General features: G+C 42.9%; 14 protein-coding genes. 9 read left to right on the top strand and 5 right to left on the bottom strand.

Annotated features, from left to right (window positions below; all coding sequences use genetic code 11):
- Position 1 precedes the first annotated feature (1 nt).
- From bamA to BREVNS_RS10350, 3 genes are read right to left on the bottom strand one after another with little or no spacing between them, the layout of a single operon-like run.
- A complete protein-coding gene (gene bamA, locus BREVNS_RS10360) occupies positions 2–2,431 on the bottom strand; it encodes an outer membrane protein assembly factor BamA (protein WP_483426932.1) in 2,430 nt (809 codons plus the stop codon).
- Positions 2,432–2,440: 9 nt separating this feature from the next.
- Positions 2,441–6,445: a translocation/assembly module TamB domain-containing protein gene (locus BREVNS_RS10355; protein ID WP_483426931.1), complete on the bottom strand. Its 4,005-nt coding sequence runs from the start codon at positions 6,443–6,445 to the stop codon at positions 2,441–2,443.
- Between the two features lie 33 nt (positions 6,446–6,478).
- Complete coding sequence (locus tag BREVNS_RS10350) at positions 6,479–8,014, bottom strand: hypothetical protein (RefSeq protein ID WP_483426930.1); 1,536 nt, start codon at positions 8,012–8,014, stop codon at positions 6,479–6,481.
- A gap of 199 nt (positions 8,015–8,213) precedes the next feature.
- On the opposite strand from BREVNS_RS10350, the gene BREVNS_RS10345 reads away from it, so the two are divergent.
- From BREVNS_RS10345 to BREVNS_RS10325, 5 genes are read left to right on the top strand one after another with little or no spacing between them, the layout of a single operon-like run.
- Complete coding sequence (locus BREVNS_RS10345) at positions 8,214–10,172, top strand: DNA gyrase/topoisomerase IV subunit B (protein WP_483426929.1); 1,959 nt, start codon at positions 8,214–8,216, stop codon at positions 10,170–10,172.
- Between the two features lie 15 nt (positions 10,173–10,187).
- A complete protein-coding gene (leuS, locus tag BREVNS_RS10340; protein ID WP_483426928.1) occupies positions 10,188–12,608 on the top strand; it encodes a leucine--tRNA ligase in 2,421 nt (806 codons plus the stop codon).
- 16 nt (positions 12,609–12,624) lie between these two features.
- Positions 12,625–13,083 carry a hypothetical protein gene (locus BREVNS_RS10335; protein WP_483426927.1) on the top strand — a complete coding sequence of 153 codons (459 nt, stop codon included), beginning with the start codon at positions 12,625–12,627 and terminating at the stop codon, positions 13,081–13,083.
- A gap of 36 nt (positions 13,084–13,119) precedes the next feature.
- On the top strand, positions 13,120–13,527 hold the full coding sequence (locus tag BREVNS_RS10330; protein WP_483426926.1) for a bacteriohemerythrin: 408 nt from the start codon (positions 13,120–13,122) through the stop codon (positions 13,525–13,527).
- Between the two features lie 15 nt (positions 13,528–13,542).
- On the top strand, positions 13,543–14,097 hold the full coding sequence (locus tag BREVNS_RS10325; protein WP_483426925.1) for a DJ-1 family glyoxalase III: 555 nt from the start codon (positions 13,543–13,545) through the stop codon (positions 14,095–14,097).
- Positions 14,098–14,100: 3 nt separating this feature from the next.
- On the opposite strand, the gene ndk is transcribed toward BREVNS_RS10325, so the two are convergent.
- Positions 14,101–14,553, bottom strand: a complete 453-nt coding sequence (gene ndk / locus BREVNS_RS10320; RefSeq protein ID WP_483426924.1) for a nucleoside-diphosphate kinase — start codon at positions 14,551–14,553, stop codon at positions 14,101–14,103.
- 299 nt (positions 14,554–14,852) lie between these two features.
- Entirely contained in the window at positions 14,853–16,085 is a 1,233-nt protein-coding gene (locus BREVNS_RS10315) for a hypothetical protein (protein WP_483426076.1), read from the bottom strand.
- A 185-nt stretch (positions 16,086–16,270) separates the two neighbouring features.
- On the opposite strand from BREVNS_RS10315, the gene BREVNS_RS10310 reads away from it, so the two are divergent.
- The 4 genes from BREVNS_RS10310 to BREVNS_RS10295 all read left to right on the top strand — a co-directional run bounded on the left by BREVNS_RS10310 (position 16,271) and on the right by BREVNS_RS10295 (position 19,957).
- Positions 16,271–17,383, top strand: coding sequence for a DUF362 domain-containing protein (locus tag BREVNS_RS10310; protein ID WP_483426923.1), 1,113 nt, complete (start codon positions 16,271–16,273; stop codon positions 17,381–17,383).
- Positions 17,383–18,087 (top strand): metallophosphoesterase, encoded by a 705-nt coding sequence (locus tag BREVNS_RS10305; protein ID WP_483426922.1) that lies wholly within the window; start codon positions 17,383–17,385, stop codon positions 18,085–18,087. The genes BREVNS_RS10310 and BREVNS_RS10305 overlap by 1 nt, the downstream gene beginning before the upstream one ends.
- Positions 18,088–18,373: 286 nt before the next feature.
- A complete protein-coding gene (locus BREVNS_RS10300; RefSeq protein ID WP_483426921.1) occupies positions 18,374–18,859 on the top strand; it encodes a CarD family transcriptional regulator in 486 nt (161 codons plus the stop codon).
- Positions 18,860–19,066: 207 nt separating this feature from the next.
- Positions 19,067–19,957, top strand: coding sequence for a cation diffusion facilitator family transporter (locus tag BREVNS_RS10295; protein ID WP_483426918.1), 891 nt, complete (start codon positions 19,067–19,069; stop codon positions 19,955–19,957).
- The last annotated feature ends 39 nt before the right edge of the window (positions 19,958–19,996 follow it).

Genomic DNA, 19,996 nt, shown 5'->3' with positions numbered 1-19,996 from the left:
CTTAAAACATTCCTTGAATAGAAAGAACAAACTGCCAATCACTGAAGAGGTCATCTGTTCTCTCAAGTCTAAAACGGCTTTCTACAGGATCATAGTATCCCCGTCGCACTAAATAAAAGCGAAGAGGAAATCCCGGGATATTAAAGCGAATACCTGGACCAAAACTGAACATGGTCCCTTCAGGGTTCAAAGGAGCTATTCCATTGTATGTCGGCCAGAGATTACCAACATCAAGAATAAACGCTCCCCAGATCCATATCTGATAAATCTGATAACGAAGTTCAAAACTCTGATAAAGTTTTGACTCTCCTCCACGAACAAGTCCCATCCAACCGCGAAGTTCCCAGATACCATCATACCGCAGGATCTCTGAAGAGGAGTACTCGGTTTTTCCATTCATGATTTGAGGAAGCAAAAACTCGGTGGAAATGTTGTAGGCAAGCACAATCTTCCATATAGGGTTGAAATAGGTACTGAAGAATGTTTTGGTCTTGATAAAATGACTTTCTCCCCCAAGCCATCCTCCATATGAGGTGAGTGTTGCCTGGAAGACACTCCCACGAGTGGGTTCAAAGGGATTGTCGGTAGAATTTCTGGTAGCGGTGATGCCAAAATAGTTTTTGAAACACCATCCTTTGTTGAGATCATCTAAAAGTCCTGTATTATTGGTCCAGACGCTGCCGTATATCAGAGGATTCTGGAAATTGGCACCAGTGTCTTGATAAAATGAAGTTCCCAAAGAAATACTTCCATTCCAGTAGATCCCGAATCGTCTCCCGACGTTCACCCCTATATTGAAGCTGTCTCTATAGTAGTATTTGTCATTGGTGAGTGTAGTAAAGCTATTACTGGGATTGTCTCGATAGTTGAAATCGGAACCGTCAATGATGCCATCATTGTTGTCATCGGTAGGAATATTCTTGAACCAGTTTCGACTATAACCCACACTAAATCCTGCTGAAATTGGCTGATCAAAGAGATAAGGTTCCTGAAACCCAAAGGTAATGGACTGACTATTCTGGGCCCATTCACCGCGGGCAGTTACCGTACGGCCAGTACCCAAGAAATTCTTTTCAGAGACCTGAAGATAGGCGGAAAAACCAGACTCAAACCCATAGGTGACACCTATGGTGAAAAGCCCTGTTCTTGTTTCTTCCACATCAACGTTGAGATTTACCAACCCCTCGGCTGAGCCAGGATAGGTGATAACCTGCACATCAGAGAAGTATTCCAATTGCATGAGCCTGTTTTTCGTCTGTTCGACCTTTCGGTTAATATACATTTCTCCTTCCTGGAAGATAATCTCTCGTTGAATCACCTTTGTTTTTGTTCTGGTATTGCCTGTGATGAGAATCTTTTCAATATGGGCTCGTTTTCCTTCATAAAGAAGGAGACGGCTATCAATCACATTGGTATTGGAACGCTTTTCGGGAATGAGGACGACATTTGCATAGAGGTACCCATTATCAGCGTACTTTGAGTAGATCGCGTATCTCCCCATCTCCATCTGGATGTAGTCGTACACATTTCCTTCCTTGAGGGTAATCAGCGAACGAAGTTCCTCTGTTTTGTAGATGGTATTATTTTCAATAGAGATGGTACCCGTATAATACTTTTCTCCTTCCTTGATATCAATTTCTACATAGATGGCCGGATGGTTGTCCTTACCAACATTGGTGATATACCATGTATGTTTGGTGATTTCGACATCAAAGTATCCCTTTTTCTTGTAAAGATACTGGATAAGCTGTTTATCCTGTTCGAATTCATCTTCTTTGAGAACACCGGAGATGATAAACCAGAATTTTTCCTTGGTTTTCATAGTATTTTTGATTTCACTGGTTTTGATGGCCGAATTTCCTGTAATGAGGATTTTTTCCACCACAACCTTCTTTTTTGTATCCACCACAAAGGTAATATCATAGGCATTGGTTTTTTTGGCATCGTAAGACTCCTTTTTTGCCTCTATCGAGACATCCCGGAATCCTTCTTCGATATATTTCTGTTTCAAAATAGCTACAGACTCTGTAATCATAGATTCTGTGAAATATCCCTCTTCTTTGAGTGGGATAGCGCTTTTGAGGTCTTCGACACTCAGGCTTCCTGCATTTTTGAAGCGTATCCAGCGAAGATAGGGGTTTTCTTTCACTTTGAAAATGAGACGATACCCATTGGTAAGTCTTTCCCTTTCCACACGAATATCCTGAATCTTCCCTGTTTGATAGAGAATCTTGATACTTTCATTCACTTTCTCGCTCGAAAAGGTATCCCCATTTTTCACAGGAAGAAGACTTCGCAGTTCTCTTGCCTGTATATTCTGGAGTCCCTGAAAGGTAATATCCTGAATAGTAGCAATTTCCTGACCAAAAACAAAGCCCACACACAAGAAACTGGTGAAAATGAAAAACTGCAAGAAAGGTTTACGATGCATGGCCTACTCCTAAAATCGTCTTTTATAGTTGATTTCGATTTTTTGTTCGTACTGGAGGGGTTGGGGAAGGAGAGGTTCTGTAAGTGGTTCATACGACCATCCCACTTCAAATCCCTCAAAGGAATAACTTACTCCCACACTGTATACTGGTCTAAGCCTCACGGTGTTGCTTTCCTCCATACCTTTGAGAGAAATATCTGCCTCAAGAAAGATATTGGGGAATATATATCTTCCCAAGGAGACCGAAGATCCTTCTAACAAGGTATTCCAGGAGAGATTGGAAACACTGCCCGTGAGATACTTCGCATAATTCTGGGCCAAGGCACTTCGGATCACAAACATATCAAGGCCCAGCTGTTGCCGGAGTCGTGCCGAAAGGGGAGAAAGCACAAGAACATCTTCTGCAAGGCCAGCTCCTGTCGAGAGAAGAGCCTGGGCTGTTTTTGGGGCTATATTGGTGTTGGTAGCCACCTGAGGTAAACCAAGATAGGCGATAATCTCCTCCTGTCGTCTCTCTGGAATAGAATAAAAATTTACCAGATTTATTTTAGGGAGTTTTCCTCTAAAGGTCAAATAAATATCAATATTTTCCTGAAAATCCCGGTATTTGTATTTTGATTGCAATTCTACGGTAGGAAAAAAATCATTCTCAAAGGTAATACTTCCTTCTACAATTTGAAAGTTCTGTGTGAGGTATCGGAGATTTCCAGAAGCCACCAAGAGTTTCCCTGTGAGAAGTGGGTTACCGATATTTCCTTTTACTTTGAGAGAGGCTCCTGGTTCAAAGACGAAATCAAAAAGCTCACTCTGAACATTCACTTTCTGGTCAAAGGAAAGGGTAAGGGTGAGCTGAACCGGCAAAGGAAAATCTTCTTTTTCCCTTTGCCATATATCCTGAAGACTTATCCAGAGACGTGATTGACGAAGACGGAGGTTTCCACTGAGAGAGAGGCCATTTTGATTTCCTGTGAGGTTAAGTATTTCAGGTTGCACACTTCCTGTGAAAAGGGCACTTTGAAAACGAAACACATCAGTAGAACGCTGGCTTCCTAAAAGAAGAGAGAAGAAACCCTCCTGAAAGGGCTTGAAACCACCTTGAATCCAGAAAATTCCAGTGGAAGTAGTGAGCTTTTGTCTGGGGAGAACAATCTCCTCACCAGAGAAGGTCAGAGAAAGATACTGATTGGTTATTTTTGTGACAAGCCCGGGAAAAGAAAGAAAAAGGTCTTGAAGCTGAATATTTCCATCTAAAGAGGGAGAGGTTGGATTACCAGCAAGATCGATTTTTGCAAAAAAGGCACCAGAAAGGCGTATCTGTTGCCATTTATCCAGAAAAGAAAGGGTGCCTCGATGTTGACTTCGGAGATTGATGTTTTTTTCAGAGACTTCTCCCGAAATATTGCCGCTTAAGAAGGGCAAAAGATATTCTATCAAAAGGTTCTTGGTAGAGAGGTCATAAAAACCGTTGATACCATACAACTGTTTCTTGCTAAAGGTAATGAGAGAGTTCTTTATTATTACTTCACCACTCAGCGCGGGTTGTTTCTTTTGGGTGAGAAGCCACTCGGGAATACGATAGGTGACCAAATAGGCATCATCTTTTCTCTCCAAGGAACCGATGAGTGAGAGCTGGAATAAATGTTTTTCCTTTGAAGCAAGAAGAAAACTCCATCCCGCATTGGTAGTACTCAGGTCAACAAACCCATCACCCGTGATCTCCCATCCTCTCCCGTCAACAAAAATCTCTTTAGCTTCAATGCGTTTTCCCTCTTTCCGAAGGTTTCTTACCAGAAATATCGTGTTCTCGTCACTTATTTTTATCTGTCCCTCTCCATCAAAGGACAATCCTTCTCCTGTGAGTTTTCCTATTCCTTCTACAAAGAAAACACGCTTATCAGGAAGTCGAATGCCCGCTTTTTTGAGGTCTATAATGCTTTCCCATCGTTCTTTATCCCACCGAATGAGAAAACCTCCTCCACGAATGAAGCCTATACGTAGTTCTCCCCCTTCTGGTTTTGGAGAAAATTGCCCCTGGCCTATGAGGGTGTCTGCCTGAAGCCCAAGCCAGAAATTGTCAATAAAGAAGTTAGCCTCTTTTGTTCTGCCCTCCATACGAAGTTCGTAAGGCATACCTTCAATCAGCAAAAGAGAGGAGGTTTTGAGAAAAGAGATGGTATTTTTGTTCCAGGTAAGTATCCCCGAGCTTTGTAATACTGGTCTTTTGGATATTTTGAGAGGAAGAAGCGAAAGAGAAAGGTTTGAAATCTTCCATTCAAGTTCACCGTCAGTGAGATGATGAGAAAAGACAAGTTGAATATTCTGACGAAGATTCAGTGATCCCTCTCCCTTTTCAGCAAGGGCATCCCAGGTATAGGACAACTGAATGGGAGATTGGCCTATGAACGGAAAACGGCCATCTCCGGCAAGGGAAACATATGTCCATCTCCGATTTGGATACGATGTTTCTATCGTGATATTTCCTCGAATATTTTCCTTGGAAAATGAGAGATTAGAGAGTTTTGTAATGGCATTGGTTGGAGATAACACCTCAATAGAATAGTCAGCCAAGGCTCGACAACTTCCTCCTGTGAGAAGCCGAAAACCCTCTATTTTTCCATTGATTGAAATTTTGCCTTTTTCATCCATGAAAAAACGCCCTTTTGTAGCCAGGGTCATCTTGGCTAAATCAAAACCATCAAACCATATGGTGGTGGTAAGGGCTGTTCCTTCGATATTTCTTCCCTCAAAATTGACGGTAATATCCCTTCCAATAAATCCATCAAAACCTAAATTGCCACTTTCCTTTACAAAAGAAATACCGTTGGTTTCTTTTTGAAAGCGAATCACCGTATTTCCAGCCCTTCCTCTGTTTACTCGAAGGTCTTCAATCTGAAGAAAACCGCCTCGGGAAGATGCCTGAAGAGAGGTCTTGCCACTCAGATAAAGAAAATTGGGGATGACCATCAATGATGTGCCATTTCCTTTGAGAGAAAAGCCTTGAGAAGAACATTGCCAGGTAAACGAAGCCTTTCCTCCTTTTTTGGCTGACATGGCTAACGTTCCACCTTCAGGGTTACAGAAGAGAGAAAGAAATTGTTGTTCTGGACCCTGAAGATGAAAAGAAAGGGAAGACTGAGCCTTTTTCCACGACGTTTCTAAGGTATATCTCCCTGGAGAGAAATAGTACTCAAAGATACCTTTTTCCTGAAGTTTTCCGTAGTTGAGAAAAAGCTGTTGAGAGTAGGCAAGACTTTTTTCCGCAAAGTTTACGATGAGACTTTCTCGGGTATTGGTTTGCGAAAGATGATGTTTACGGTAGAGAGAGAGGTCGGCAGAAAAATTCGTAAAAAGAGAAATGGGGATACCACCAACAGAAAGAGAGAGTTTTGTTTGAACGAGTGTTTCCCACCAGTGAGTTCCATACAGGTAAAGTTTGAGAGAACCCTTTCCATGGAGATATTCCATGGAATAAACGTCATTTACCTGAAACTCTCCATCATAGGCAGCTTCCCAGCCGATGGGGTGGGGGCGAAACATAGCCTCGGAAAGGGAAAAGGTGGCAAAAAAGGTTTGCCAGAAAGAAAAGAGAAATTTACTCTTTTGCATAACAATTTTTGGGGACATTTTCTTAGAGGAGATATTTTGAGAAAAGGATTCCAGATAGGCCAGTAATTCATTGGGGGCTATCGTACCATCGGCCTCTTGAATAGTGATCTGATAAATAGCCTCCATCCCATCCCAGAGAACACTGGGGAGATAAAAGAATCTTACCTGTTTTATCGATACGCTATTGTGATTCCCAAAAGAGATGACGATATCCTTGGCCCCCAGAAATCCAAAGGGAAGGTTATAGAGCCTTCCAATAGAAAGGGTGACACCGGGAAATTCTTTTTCAAAAGCCTTTTCTATGGTGCTTTTTTGACGATGAAGAAAAAAATCCCCTCCTACCATCAGGAGCACATAAAAAAGGAGAAAAAGGAGCACAGCTATAATGGATCGTTTCAGTGAAAACATAAACTTTTTTGGTTACCCCTTTGATAGGAGAACTTATTTCTTCTTTGTGGCCTGTTCATCAAGGAAGGATACTAAAGCCCCAATGGCATTTTTGATACCATTCTGGAGAGCTTGTTCTTCATTCAGGCCTGCTCCCTTTCCCTGGAGGGGTTTTCCTTCTTCTACCTTGTTGGCTACCAGATCAATCCAGCTATAAGAAAGATTTACCTCACTGACATAGAGACCACTGAGGGCATCCATCTTCACAATATCTCCCGCATTTCCTAACACGTTGCCGCTCATGAGGACATAGAGAAGACGACGAATCTCTGGATAACGGGAACGAATATGATTGATGAGCGTTTCTTTGAGTTTCTTCTCGCTGGTAAAATCAAGGTCTGGCATTTCGATTTCTATGACGTTAAACCCTTTACTGGCCAATTGAGAAGAGAGGCTGTCATTGGCAGCCTGATCAAAGAGATAAGACTCACTCTTTGTTCCCTGCTTTGTGGTGCGCAAAAGAACCACAGCGGTGGGTTGAGCTTTGGTGCGAGGAGCTACTTTGAGTGAAAGTTCAATACGATTCTTTTTCTTCAGATTCAGGATCTGTTCTTCTAACTCTTTATCAGCCGCAATGATGTTACTGTAGGCTGAGAAGGAGAAGGAAATAGTGATAGGAAGCGGATTCTTATTTCCAGGTTGAGAGACTTCGTAGGTGATGTTTCCTTCGTTATCGGTGGTTGTTCCCTTCTTGGCTACCAAGGTTCCCCCATCAGAGATGGCTTCAATCGGAATACCAGAGAGAGGAATCTTTTTTTCTGTGTCCTGGACTTTCACAACAATAAGATCACTGCCCCCTTCGCTATAGGCATAGGTGGGACTGGAAACCAACTGAAGAGAAAGTCGCTGGTAAACACTCAAAAGCTGGGTGCGAATCTCCTCATACACATCCTCGTTTTCAGCGGCTTTGCCACTGATGAGAAGACCCTGCCAAAGAGCTTCAAGAGCTGGCTGATAATAGCGCTGAGCTATGAGCGCTTGAGCATCAGAGAGATATTTTTTTGAAATAGTCCTTTGCTGTTCTACTAATTTTCGCTGGCGTTCTCTTTCGGCTTCCACCCATTTTTTAGGGAGTTTAATCAGGGTATACATGGTGTATGTGCCATTGTCGTATTTCTCATAGTAGATTTCTGAGACCTCAATACTGACATTGGCATTGCCTTTCCCTTCTATACTTTCTTCAATCTGTTGGGTGAGGGAAGAAACATTGTCTCCTTCTGTCCCTGTCGCCTTGTATGAGATTTTTCGGGTAACCCGAATACCAATATAATCAACCAACTGGCGCGTAGCATCGGCAACAGCGGCTTTTTTGGCTGTTTGAAGTGAGGGTTGATTTTCTGCCCCTCCAACGAAATACACAAAGGTATTATCAGGTTTTGGAGGGGTGAGAATCCAGGTGGGGGTTTGAGGGGCGGATTTCTCTACCAGCCGTGGGATAGAAGATGGTTTTGTCGTTGATCCACACCCCAGAACACAAAGAAAAAGACAACCCATCGAAAGGAAAATAAGGATATGTTTATATCTCTTCATGGCATCCTCCAGGAAATATTCTCTTTATATTGTATACCCTTTTTCACAAAATATCAACTGAACAGGGGAAATTTTTTTCATCAGTTTTCTTGGTATGATTCCCCTTTTGAGAGAGCATTTTTTTGTAAGGGGTTGTATTTTTTTTCTTTTTGTGGTATAATATGCCAAGTGTTTTTTGGTTTTCACCAGGGGAGGAAGCATGAGTAAAGAATATACGTCTGCATCGATTAGTGTTCTTCAGTTTCCAGAAAATATCCGTACCCGTCCCGATATGTACATTGGTGATAGGGAGATAGATGGTTATCATCATCTTGCTTTTGAAGTGATTGATAATTCTGTTGATGAGCACTTGGCTGGTCATGCAAAACACATCACGGTTCGTCTTCTTGCCCAGAATACAGTAGAGATTATCGACGATGGAAGGGGTATTCCTGTTGACCCTCATCCACAGAAAAAAATACCGGCTATTGAACTTATTCTCACAGAACTTCACTCTGGTGGAAAATTTAACCGGCAGGTGTATGGGGTTTCGGGTGGACTTCATGGGGTTGGTCTTACGGCGGTCAATGCCCTTTCTTCTTTTCTGGAGATTGAAGTATCCCGTGGGGGAAAACGGTATGCCATTCGCTACGAGAAGGGTATCAAAAAACAACCTCTCAAGGTGGTAGGAGAGGCTTCTTCTACGGGAACGGTGGTACGTTTCCAGCCAGATGATTCTATCTTTCAGGTTCATAGTTTCAGCCAGGCTATTCTGAGAGCCAGGCTTCGTGAAGTGGCCTTTCTGAATCCTGGTCTTGAGGTTACCTTTGAAGATCATACGGTGAGCGGTGAACCAACAAAAGAGGTTTTTTGTTTTCCCAATGGGATTGTGGACTTTCTCAAGAATGAACTCAACAAAGATGAGGAGCTTCTCTTTGCTGATCCCATTGTTATCTCCGGGGAAAAAGAAATCGAAGGGGGAACCCTTCGTCTTCAGATAGCCTTCCAGTACCGAAATACCGGTGATGATCCGGAAATCTATAGTTATACCAACTCTATTCATACCAAATCTCATGGTATTCATGTGGATGGTTTCTGGATGGCCTATGAAAAGATTATGCAGGACTTTGCAGAGAGACTCAATCTTGGACGTAAAGACGAGAAAATTGATAGAAAAACCCTTTCCTTTGGATTTACCTGTGTGATTAATACCCTGATTCCCAATGCGGAGTTCAAAGGCCAGACAAAAGATAAACTCACAGAACCCCTTGCCGCCAGAACGGTCATCAAGGATATTGTTGAAGGAGCTTTGTTTGTCTTTTTTGAGAAGAATCTGGACTTGGCCGAGAAAATCATTCAAAAAAGCCTTCTCGAACAACGGGCCCTTGAAGAGGCAGAGAAAGCCAGGCAGGGAGTGCGAAACAATGTTGGTCGAAACAAACGAGAGACAGCGACTATCGTCGCCGGGAAGTTGGCTGATTGTACCTCCCGAAAGCGAGAACTTCGGGAACTCTTCATTGTAGAGGGAGATTCAGCTGGTGGATCGGCTAAGCAAGGCAGAAACCGTGAATTCCAGGCTATTTTGCCTCTCCGGGGAAAGATTCTCAATGTCGAGAAAAAGATTGAACGGCAAAATCTCAATACCATTTTGGCCAATGAAGAGATCAAGACCATGATTGCTGTTATAGGCACAGGGTATCACAGCTATTTTGACATTGAGAAACTCAACTACAACAAAATTATCATCATGACCGATGCCGATGTAGATGGTTCTCATATTCGTACCCTTCTTTTAACTTTCTTTTACCGATTTATGCGTCCTCTCATTGAAGAGGGGCATGTCTATATTGCTCAACCGCCACTTTATAAGATTACGGCGGGCAAGAAGACCGAATATGCCTATAGTGACCAGGAAAAGGATGAACTTCTTGAAAAGGTGTTCAAAAACACCAAATATGAGATACAACGTTACAAAGGTCTTGGAGAGATGAATCCCGAACAGCTCTGGGAGACTACCATGAACCCTGAGACAAGAAAGCTTTTGCGGGTGAGTATTACAGACTTTGAGGAAGCCAATAATATGGTGAAGGTGCTGATGGGCGAGGATGTCTCAGGTCAGAGAAAGGAGTTCATTCTCAAAAACGTGAGTTTTGTCACCAATGTTGATGATATTGCATAGAGAAGGGGAGTAGATATGGCAGCCTACGACTTCACAGCTATCGAAAAGAAATGGAAAGAATACTGGGACAAACACAAAACCTTTCGAGTAACCGAAGATCCTTCTTACCCTGAGGAGAAGCGCTTGTATGTTCTGGATATGTTTCCGTATCCTTCTGGGTCAGGGCTTCATGTGGGACATCCAGAGGGGTATACCGCTACCGATATCTATACCCGCTACAAACGGATGAATGGCTTCAATGTGCTTCATCCCATGGGCTTTGATGCCTTTGGTTTGCCTGCAGAAAACTATGCTATTCAGACCGGCACTCATCCCGCTGATACCACCTACAAAAATATCAATCGTTTTCGCGAACAGATCAAGTCTATCGGTTTTTGTTATGACTGGGATAGGGAAGTGAGCACCTGTGATCCGGATTATTATAAGTGGACTCAGTGGATATTCCTGCAGATGTTCAAAAAAGGTTTGGCTTATGAGGCTGAGATGCCTATCAACTGGTGTCCGAGTTGTGGGACAGGTCTTGCCAACGAAGAGGTCCAAGATGGAAAATGTGACCGCTGTGGTACGCCTATTGAAAGGAAACGTATTCGTCAATGGGTGCTGAAGATTACCGCCTATGCCGAAAGGCTTCTCAAGGATCTTGATCTCCTGGACTGGAGTGAATCGATCAAGCTGATGCAGAGGAACTGGATTGGCCGTTCTGAGGGTGCTGAAGTAAAGTTCCCTGTTGATGGAACAAATGAAGTCATCACGGTTTTCACTACCAGGCCTGATACCCTTTTTGGGGCAACCTATATGGTCCTTGCCCCTGAACACCCCTTGGTGGACAAAATCACTACCGCAGAACAAAGAGAAGCCGTCAAAGCTTATCAGGCAGAAGCCAACCGGAAGACCGACCTTCAACGAACGGATCTCAACAAAGAGAAGACAGGGGTTTTCACAGGGGCCTACGCTATTAATCCTCTCAATGGCCACAAGATTCCTATCTGGATCTCCGACTATGTGCTGATGGGTTATGGAACAGGGGCCATCATGGCTGTTCCTGCACACGATAGTCGAGATTTTGAGTTTGCCAAAAAGTTCAATCTTCCTATCATCCAGGTCGTCAGCAAAGATGGGACTCTTTATGAACTCACAGAGGCTGAAGAAGAGGATGGTATTGCCGTGAACTCCGGTCCTTTCAACGGGATGAAAACCAAGGAGATGAAAGAGGCCATCATTCGCTACTTAGAGGAAAAGGGGATTGGAAAGAGAACGGTGAACTATAAATTGCGAGACTGGATATTTTCCCGTCAGAGGTACTGGGGGGAACCTATTCCTGTGGTACACTGTGAGAAGTGTGGTATCGTTCCCCTTGATGAAAAAGACCTCCCTTTGACACTTCCCAATGTCAAGAGCTATAAACCAACAGGAACGGGAGAATCTCCCCTGGCCGCTATTACCGAATGGGTGAATACCACATGTCCCAAATGTGGTGGTCCAGCCAAACGAGAGACCAATACCATGCCCCAATGGGCAGGGAGTTGTTGGTATTACCTTCGTTATATTGATCCCAAAAATGACAAAGCCCTTGCCGATCCGGAAAAGATCAAATACTGGGGACCTGTGGATCTCTATGTGGGTGGAGCCGAGCATGCGGTTTTGCATCTTCTCTATGCCCGTTTTTGGCACAAGTTTTTGCATGATATTGGGGTGGTAGATTATCCTGAGCCATTCATGGCACTCCGTAACCAGGGGATGATTCTTGGGGAAAACGGGGAGAAGATGTCCAAATCCCGTGGAAATGTGATCAATCCTGATGATGTGATTGCCGAATACGGCGCTGATACCCTGCGACTTTATGAGATGTTTATGGGACCATTGGCCGCTGATAAGCCCTGGAACACCAAGGGCATCATGGGAGTGAAGCGTTTCCTTGACAAGGTATGGAAGACATTTGACGAAAAACCTATTGTGGACAAGAAACCTTCCGAAGAAATCAATCGGCTCAGACACAAAAGTATCCAGTTTATTTCTGAGAGGATTGAAAATCTGGAATTCAATACCGCTATCAGTCAGCTCATGGTGTTTATCAACGCCCTGAGTCGTGAAGAAGAACTTTCCCGCGAGGTTGCTGAGGATTTTGTGAAGCTTCTACATCCCTTTGCGCCATTTATCACAGAAGAACTGTGGGAAAAGTTAGGACACAAACCTTCGATTCTTTTTGAAAAGTGGCCTACGTATGATCCCGCCTATCTTGTTGAAGATACCATTACCGTGGTGTTACAGGTGAATGGAAAGGTGAGGGATAACATCCAGGTGAGCCGTGGCCTTTCTCAGGAAGAAATGGAAAAGAAGGCTTTTGCCAGCGAGAAGATAAAACCCTGGATAGAAGGCAAAACCGTGGTGAAAGTGATTGTGGTACCCGATAAGTTAGTCAACATCGTGGTGAAATAATCCAAAGGGGGAGGGTATGACCTTAGAGGATCTCCACCTCTCACCAGTGGGGAAACGGCTTCTGAAAGAGGCTTTGAACTATGTGAAATCGGAATACAAAAAGTATCAGCGTATTCGAACCCGTTTCTACCACCCACAAGGGGAGGATAGTGTTGGGTTTATTGAACTGCGGAGTTTTATTGACGAGATTATCAAAACCCACAACCTTGCTTTTCCTTTTAACGATAGGGATTCGGATTATGCCATTCTGGTGAATGAGAAGTTTTTTCAGGTTATCATGATGCAGATTCACCGGTTATATCCCAAGTCCTACCTGTTAGTGACACAAAGGGATCCGCTTACCGTTATTTTTGTGATACGGGATGCTACCGAATACCAGACAGAAAACATCAAACTTGTCTGGAACCCCGAACATCCATCGCTTCCTGAAGTGTCCACTATTGCCATGCATTTTACCCTGCGAGATTTAGCGTAAGAGACTCATAAAATCAGAGAAAAAAGGAGGTCTTGTATGAGTTTTTTTGTATGGACGGAAAGTATGAGTGTTGGAGTAGAAGAATTTAATAATCATCATAAAAAACTTATTGAACTTATTAACAAGCTTTTTGATGCCATGAGTGAAGGTCAGGGGAAAACAGTCATAGGGGATATTCTTCAGGAGCTTCTCAAATACACCGAGTACCACTTCAGTGCCGAAGAAGCCAAAATGAAGGAACTTGGCTATCCTGCTTATCCCGGCCATCAGGCTGAACATCAGAAGTTTGTTGAAGAGGTCACCAAACTCTACCGAAAGTATCAGGGTGGGGATCTCTTTCTCTCTGTGGATACCCTCAATTTTTTGAAGGATTGGCTCAATAAACATATCCTGCAAACAGATATGGCTTACAAGCCATTTTTCACCAATAAAGGGATAAAATAAAGTCGGGAGGGGCGTATGAGGGTAGCCCTTATCTTGGGCAAAAATTTTGAGGAGATTGAAGCTATTACCCCTATTGATATCCTTCGTCGGGCTCAAATCGAGGTAGTCACCTACGGGGTAGGCACAAAAGAAGTGACGGGCAGTCACCAGATAACAGTACAGGCTGATGAACTCTTTGAAAAAACAGAGGATATTGATATTGAGGATTTTGATGGTCTTCTTCTTCCTGGTGGGCCTGGAGTGCAGGAACTGGTCAAAAACGAGGCCCTTCTTGAACTTATTCGCCGGTTTGTGAAGGCAGAAAAATGGGTTTACGCTGTGTGTGCGGCTCCCCTTCTTTTAGAGAGAGCAGGGGTTTTGAAAAACAAAAACTTTACCTGCTATCCCGGGACGGTTTCTTCTATCACTTCTGGTCATCACAAAAACGAACCTGTGGTGGTGGATGGCAAAATAGTGACATCGCAAGGGGTTGGAACGTCTTTGTTAGCTTCTCTGAAACTGGTGGAACTCTGGGTATCAGACGAAGAGGCAAGACAGTTAGCTGAGAGGGTGGTGTTTCAGGGGAAGTAGTACTCAGTACTCCTTCCCATTTCTTTTTTCTGTTGAGGGGATGGAAGCAAACTCACCAAAAAAGATGGTAATCTCTCTTTTGGCGCTTTCCCGCGAATCTGAGCCGTGAATGGCGTTGGCGGGCATTTCTGTTCCATAGGTATGTCGAATGGTTCCTTTGGCGGCCTTCTTGGGATCGGTAGCGCCCATGAGTTTTCGAAGATCTTCAATGGCGTTTTCTTTCTCCAGGACCATAGCCACAACTTTGCCCGAGAGGGTAAACTCTAAAAGTGAAGGGAAAAAAGGCTTCTCCACATGTTCGGCATAGAAGAGGCGCACCGATTTTTCTGTGAGTTTGAGCATCTGAAGGTGAATAATCTTGAATCCATTTTTTTCAAGAATGCTGATAATTTCCCCAATGTGCCCCTCTTGACAGGCATCTGGCTTGATCATGGCAAAAGTTCTCTCTAACGCCATACCAGGCTCCTCATCGTATTCCTTTTTATTTTCGGAAGAAAAAGGGATTTTCTTGAAAATATGAGGGATATTTCGCTGGATTTTTCTTGTGAGAGAAGAGATTACTTTAAAAAAATTTGATTACGTTTCCAACAGGAGACCTGAAAGAGAGAGAAAAGGATAAAGAAGTTACCCCTGGCTCAAAAGATTTTTGTCAACTGTAGTATACAGGGAACATTTTAGATAAACAAGTTTTTTCTGGGGAAAGTACCCTTTTTAGGCCATAAAACAGGGCAATAAGTACGTACCATCCCTATGTTTTATATCACATCCTGCCAGTAGACACCATCGATAGCCTCATCACGATTATAGTAGTAATGCAAACGCACAGCAAGAACATTGGTTGCCCCTTCTCTTTTCCATACCCCTACATCCATTCTCTGGTTTATGGTTCGCATCACCCGTTCTGCCCTTGAGGTTGTTCCTGGCAAACCATCTTCACTGTCACAGGCGAACATGTCTTTTTGAGCACGAAGAAGATAATAAAAACAATGTTTGCGCCCTTTTTCGTGAAATAAGTCAAGAAGATTCTGAATATGCTGTCTGCGCTCGCTTTGATAACCAAGTCTTGTTTGCCAGTCATTTTTGTACCCCAAGAAACAGGCTTTCCCTGTTTCAGCGACAATATTTGTCCACTCAGAAGAACGATATCTCACTCTATCAAGACGAAGAAAATACTTCAATTGATAACTTACATGCCACAAACATCGTTGAAAAACGATACCGGGATGTTTGCCCTGGTTAATCCCTGTATCTCCATCGACAACAAGAAAAAACCGAGAAAAAGAGTGTTTTTCTTGAATGGGCTTAAGAAGTTTGTCCCAACCTGCATGGTAATTATCCACAAGAAGGCCTGCTATTCTTGTATTTTTTCCTGTCAATGGGGAGGCTTGTTGCCTCTCCTGCAAAAGAATTTTAGCTTCTTCTCCTTTTTTCTTGCCCTGAACAGGAATACCCGTCCCATCGGCTTCTCCACAGGGTTTTTCTTTTTCTGAGATACTGAAATGTATCTTTCTCCCAATATTTTGAAGGTTTTTCCAGAGGGTGCTAAGACCTATTTTATACCCTGTGAAGGAAAGAATACGAGCGGCCACTCGATAGGTGGTAAGAGCCCCGGCTAAAGCCACTCTGTAGATATCTTTCAGGATTTGCCTTTTTCGCTTTTCTACACCAAGAAGAGATCTTGTGAGAAAAAGTTTTCTTCCACACTTTTTGCATTGAATTTGGAGCTGAGGAAGAGTGATCTTTCCAAAGGGCATCAGAACAAAAACAGTGTTTTTTCCATGCTTTGTTTTCCATATGAAGTGATGTTTTTCTCCGCATGTACAGGTGATACGACCTTCTTTTATTTCTTTTTCTGCCACTTCTACAGAAATCTGATGAACAAATGACTCAAACACTCCTTTGATGGCCTGGAGAAAAACCACCACTAACGTCTCAAGTTTTGTGTCAGGGTAGTCGATAGTCAAAGTGAAGGTGAATTCTTTACGCATGGGTTCCTCCTTGTGTCCTATTATCGGCCAGGGAGGAACTTTTTTTTGCTTTTCCTCATCTTCCCACTGCAGGTCTCCTGAAAAAAACGTTACCAAAAATTTGGAGGTGAGGTATGGGGGTATGGTATTTGCATTTTTCTCAGGAAAGGAATATAATAAACCCATACCAAAAAAGCGAGGCAAATATGGCATCTTCTGTTTATTTTATTGATTTTCGTTCAAGAGGAAAAAGTATCTTAGAAAAACTTGAGAAACTCATTCTCAAGGCGGGTCTTGAGGAGATCCCCATGGAGAAGAAGTTTGTGGCTATCAAGGTGCATTTTGGAGAGCCTGGAAATGTGGCCTATATTCGGCCAAACTATACCCGTCGTGTGGTTGAAGTCGTCAAGAGGTTAGGGGGGCTTCCTTTTCTCACCGATTGTAATACGCTCTACAAGGGACGGCGCTCCAATGCGGTGGATCATCTTCGTTCGGCTCATGAGAATGGCTTTACTCCAGAAACCGTAGGGTGTGATATTATTATTGCCGATGGTCTTCGGGGAACAGACTATCGGGAGATAGAGGTTAATCTCAGGCATGTCAAAAAAGCCAAAATCGGAACGGCTATTGCTGAGGCAGATGTATTCATTTCTATTAACCATTTCAAGGGACATGAGATGACGGGTTTTGGAGGGGCGCTGAAAAATATTGGAATGGGATGCGGGGCTGTCCCCGGAAAACTGGAAATGCATTCCAATTCAAAACCGAAGGTGAAAGAAGAAAAATGTATTGGATGCAAGGCCTGTGAGGTCAATTGTAATTATGGGGCTATTAAGGTTGGGCCAAATAGAAAAGCGGTGATCAACTATGATCTCTGTGTAGGATGTGGCCAGTGTGTGGCGGTATGTCGCTATGATGCGGCACAGGTTGTCTGGAACGAAGGGGGAAACAGTGCCTGGGAAAAGATTGATGAGTACACCTTCGCGGTGTTGAAAGACAAGCCCCATTTTCATATCAATTTTCTTATGGATATCTCACCGGATTGTGATTGCTGGAGTAGTCATGATGCTCCTATTGTCCCGGATATTGGGATTCTTGCTTCTCGTGATCCTGTGGCTTTAGACCAGGCCAGTGCTGACCTTGTCAATCAGGCTCCTGTGCTTGGTGGGTGTAAGATTACCGACAACCATCCGCATTATGATCCGGCAAGTGATCGTTTCTTTCTCATTCACCCTCATACCAACTGGCGAGAGGGGCTTGCGTATGCCGAAGCCATTGGGTTAGGGACAAGACAATACGATCTCATTCGCTTGGAATAATGAAAATCCTTGTTTTCTCAGACTGGCACCTTGATGCCGGGGATCCATTAGGCTGGTTTGGCTGGGACGAACAGAGATTTATTGAGAGACTTGAAAAGACCATTGCCTATTACCAGCCTGATAAGATTATTCTCAATGGAGATATTTTTGAACTCTACAGGTACCGAAAGGCCGAGATTGCTCGTATGTATCAAAACTTACTACGCTTTCTTCAGCGATATTCGGTGGTTTTTATTCGGGGGAATCATGATAGTATCAGCCATAGTGGATTAGATTACTATGAGATTTCCTATGAAGGAAAGCGTGTACTGGTCCTTCATGGTCACCAGGCCGATTTTTTGAATGGAAACAGCCTGATGAGATTTCTTGTCAGGATGGGAATGAAGATTCTCCGTCTTTTTTCTCATATCACCTTTATCAGGGAATGGTATATTCGTGTGTACAAACTCTTGGACACCAAGCCCTTAGATTCGAGAAGGGAAAACGACTTCAAATATCTTGCCTACGCTATTCGTCTTTTGGATAGAAAATATGATGCGGTGATTTTGGGACACACGCATCAACAAGAGGATCTAGTTTTGTATCAAAGAGGAAGGAAAAAATATTATCTCAACTCTGGAACCTGTTCCCGGGGTCGTTTTCAGGGGATCTTTTTTGATATTGAGAGATGGACATATACCTTGGTCAATGAGGGAGAAAACTAGCCTGAAAAAGGGAAGGGGAAGAGTTTTTCAAAAGGAGACCTTTGCACATTCGTGCAAAGGTCTCAAGAAAGTAATAGAAAATAGAAAGTAGTATAAAAATATTTCTTTACATAATAAACAAGCCTATTTTTTAGATAAAAAAAGACAAATAAGCCTTTGTAAACAGAAAAAGCGGGGTTTCAGGGGCGTAGCCCCTGACCTAAACAGGGGAAGAAAATACCCGTGCAAGGGTCTCAAAAGTGGATTTTTTTGCTTTTGTGCTCTATACTATAAAAGAGAGGTAAGAATGTTTCGGATTGGTGATAAGGTTTTTTATCCCTACCATGGTGCAGGAGAGATTACCGGCATAGAAGAGAAAGAAATCCTTGGAGAAAAGAAGGTTTATTATATTATTCGCTTTCCTTTGACCGAAACCACGGTGATGTTACCAGCTGAGAATATTGAACAGTTGGGACTCAGGACGCTTGCCACTCCCTTGGAAATCAAATATTGTCTTGAAAAGCTGAGAACATTGAAGATTGCTGTGGATGATGACTGGAAAATCCGCTACAAGAAAAACCAGGATCTTTTGAAATCCGGGAGTATAGATGACGTGGCCCTTGTGGTGAAAACGCTCTATACACGAAATCAATACAAAGAACTCTCAACCACAGAGAAAAAGCTCTATCAGAATGCCCTGAGTATCCTGATCAGCGAGATTGCCTTAGCTCTGGATAAGCCTACTGAGGAAGTGAAAGCGGAGATTCTCCGTCTGATGGAAGAAGGAAAATAAAAAACATGTTCTTGAAAGAATAAGTATTTTCTGGGAGTAAGAATAGGTCAAACGTATTTTATTTAACTTAACATAATATATATTATAGGAAGTTTTATTTTTGTGCTATGTTGAATTTTTCTATCAAAAACTAGAAACTAAAAATTGGAAAAAAATGTTTTTTGTCCTTATAATTACTTTATTCTATTTATCTTGAGGAGAAGATCTATGACAAACATTATTCGACGTTCCAAGATGGTTACCTGGGTTGGTTTCTGGGTAAATATTGTTCTATCTCTATTCAAATATATTGCTGGTTTTGTCGGTCATAGTCAGACCATGATTGCTGATGCTACCCATAGCCTTTCGGATCTTATTACGGATGTCGCTGTTCTCCTCGGAATCAATTACTGGTCAAAGCCAGCGGATGCCACTCATCCCTATGGCCATAAACGCATTGAAACCTTGGTTACCGGACTTATTGCTTTCTTATTGGGTGTTGTGGGAATTGGTATAGGCTATGAAGGCCTGATCAGTCTGAGAGAACCAGATACTTCTCAGGTTGGAGGTATTGCCCTTATTATGGCTCTGGTTTCTATCGTATCAAAGGAGATCTTGTACAGGTGGACAGTGATTCAGGGGAAAAAGCTTGAATCTCCCGCCATTATTGCCAATGCCTGGCATCATCGCTCGGACGCTCTGAGTTCTCTACCGGCTTTTATTGCTATTGGGCTTTCTCTGATTGATAAAAGGCTTTCGTATTTTGACCATATTGGGGCTGTGGTGGTATCTCTTTTTATTCTCAAGACAAGCTGGGATTTGCTTCTTCCTGTTTTGCAGGAACTCTCAGACAAAGGAGCCAGTGATAATGACGTGATGATGATCATCAAAATAGCTGAATCTATTGAAGGGGTTCGCGAGGTTCATGCCGTAAGGACACGCAAACATGGTCATGCTATGTTCGTCGATCTTCACGTGTTAGTAGATGGGGATCTCAGTGTGACAATGGGACATGCTATTGCTGGAGAGGTAAAACACAAACTGCTTGAATATGGTCCAAGTGTTCAGGATGTGATTATCCATATTGAACCGTATGAAACAGCCTCCAGAAACAAGTAGGTAGTTTCCCCTACTCCTTCATAATGGTTGCAAAAAAAA

Origin of the sequence: Longinema margulisiae, assembly GCF_025266855.1 — a bacterium.
Classification (GTDB): Bacteria; Spirochaetota; Brevinematia; order Brevinematales; family Thermospiraceae; genus Thermospira.
Note: the sequence above shows the minus strand (reverse complement) of the source record. Positions and strands in the feature narration are given on the sequence as shown.

What these genes read in the sequence shown, in the direction of transcription:
- bamA (WP_483426932.1), bottom strand. Translation starts at nt 2,431, where the DNA reads ATGCATCGTAAACCTTTCTTGCAGTTTTTCATTTTCACCAGTTTCTTG.
- BREVNS_RS10355 (WP_483426931.1), bottom strand. Translation starts at nt 6,445, where the DNA reads ATGTTTTCACTGAAACGATCCATTATAGCTGTGCTCCTTTTTCTCCTT.
- BREVNS_RS10350 (WP_483426930.1), bottom strand. Translation starts at nt 8,014, where the DNA reads ATGAAGAGATATAAACATATCCTTATTTTCCTTTCGATGGGTTGTCTT.
- BREVNS_RS10345 (WP_483426929.1), top strand. Translation starts at nt 8,214, where the DNA reads ATGAGTAAAGAATATACGTCTGCATCGATTAGTGTTCTTCAGTTTCCA.
- leuS (WP_483426928.1), top strand. Translation starts at nt 10,188, where the DNA reads ATGGCAGCCTACGACTTCACAGCTATCGAAAAGAAATGGAAAGAATAC.
- BREVNS_RS10335 (WP_483426927.1), top strand. Translation starts at nt 12,625, where the DNA reads ATGACCTTAGAGGATCTCCACCTCTCACCAGTGGGGAAACGGCTTCTG.
- BREVNS_RS10330 (WP_483426926.1), top strand. Translation starts at nt 13,120, where the DNA reads ATGAGTTTTTTTGTATGGACGGAAAGTATGAGTGTTGGAGTAGAAGAA.
- BREVNS_RS10325 (WP_483426925.1), top strand. Translation starts at nt 13,543, where the DNA reads ATGAGGGTAGCCCTTATCTTGGGCAAAAATTTTGAGGAGATTGAAGCT.
- ndk (WP_483426924.1), bottom strand. Translation starts at nt 14,553, where the DNA reads ATGGCGTTAGAGAGAACTTTTGCCATGATCAAGCCAGATGCCTGTCAA.
- BREVNS_RS10315 (WP_483426076.1), bottom strand. Translation starts at nt 16,085, where the DNA reads ATGCGTAAAGAATTCACCTTCACTTTGACTATCGACTACCCTGACACA.
- BREVNS_RS10310 (WP_483426923.1), top strand. Translation starts at nt 16,271, where the DNA reads ATGGCATCTTCTGTTTATTTTATTGATTTTCGTTCAAGAGGAAAAAGT.
- BREVNS_RS10305 (WP_483426922.1), top strand. Translation starts at nt 17,383, where the DNA reads ATGAAAATCCTTGTTTTCTCAGACTGGCACCTTGATGCCGGGGATCCA.
- BREVNS_RS10300 (WP_483426921.1), top strand. Translation starts at nt 18,374, where the DNA reads ATGTTTCGGATTGGTGATAAGGTTTTTTATCCCTACCATGGTGCAGGA.
- BREVNS_RS10295 (WP_483426918.1), top strand. Translation starts at nt 19,067, where the DNA reads ATGACAAACATTATTCGACGTTCCAAGATGGTTACCTGGGTTGGTTTC.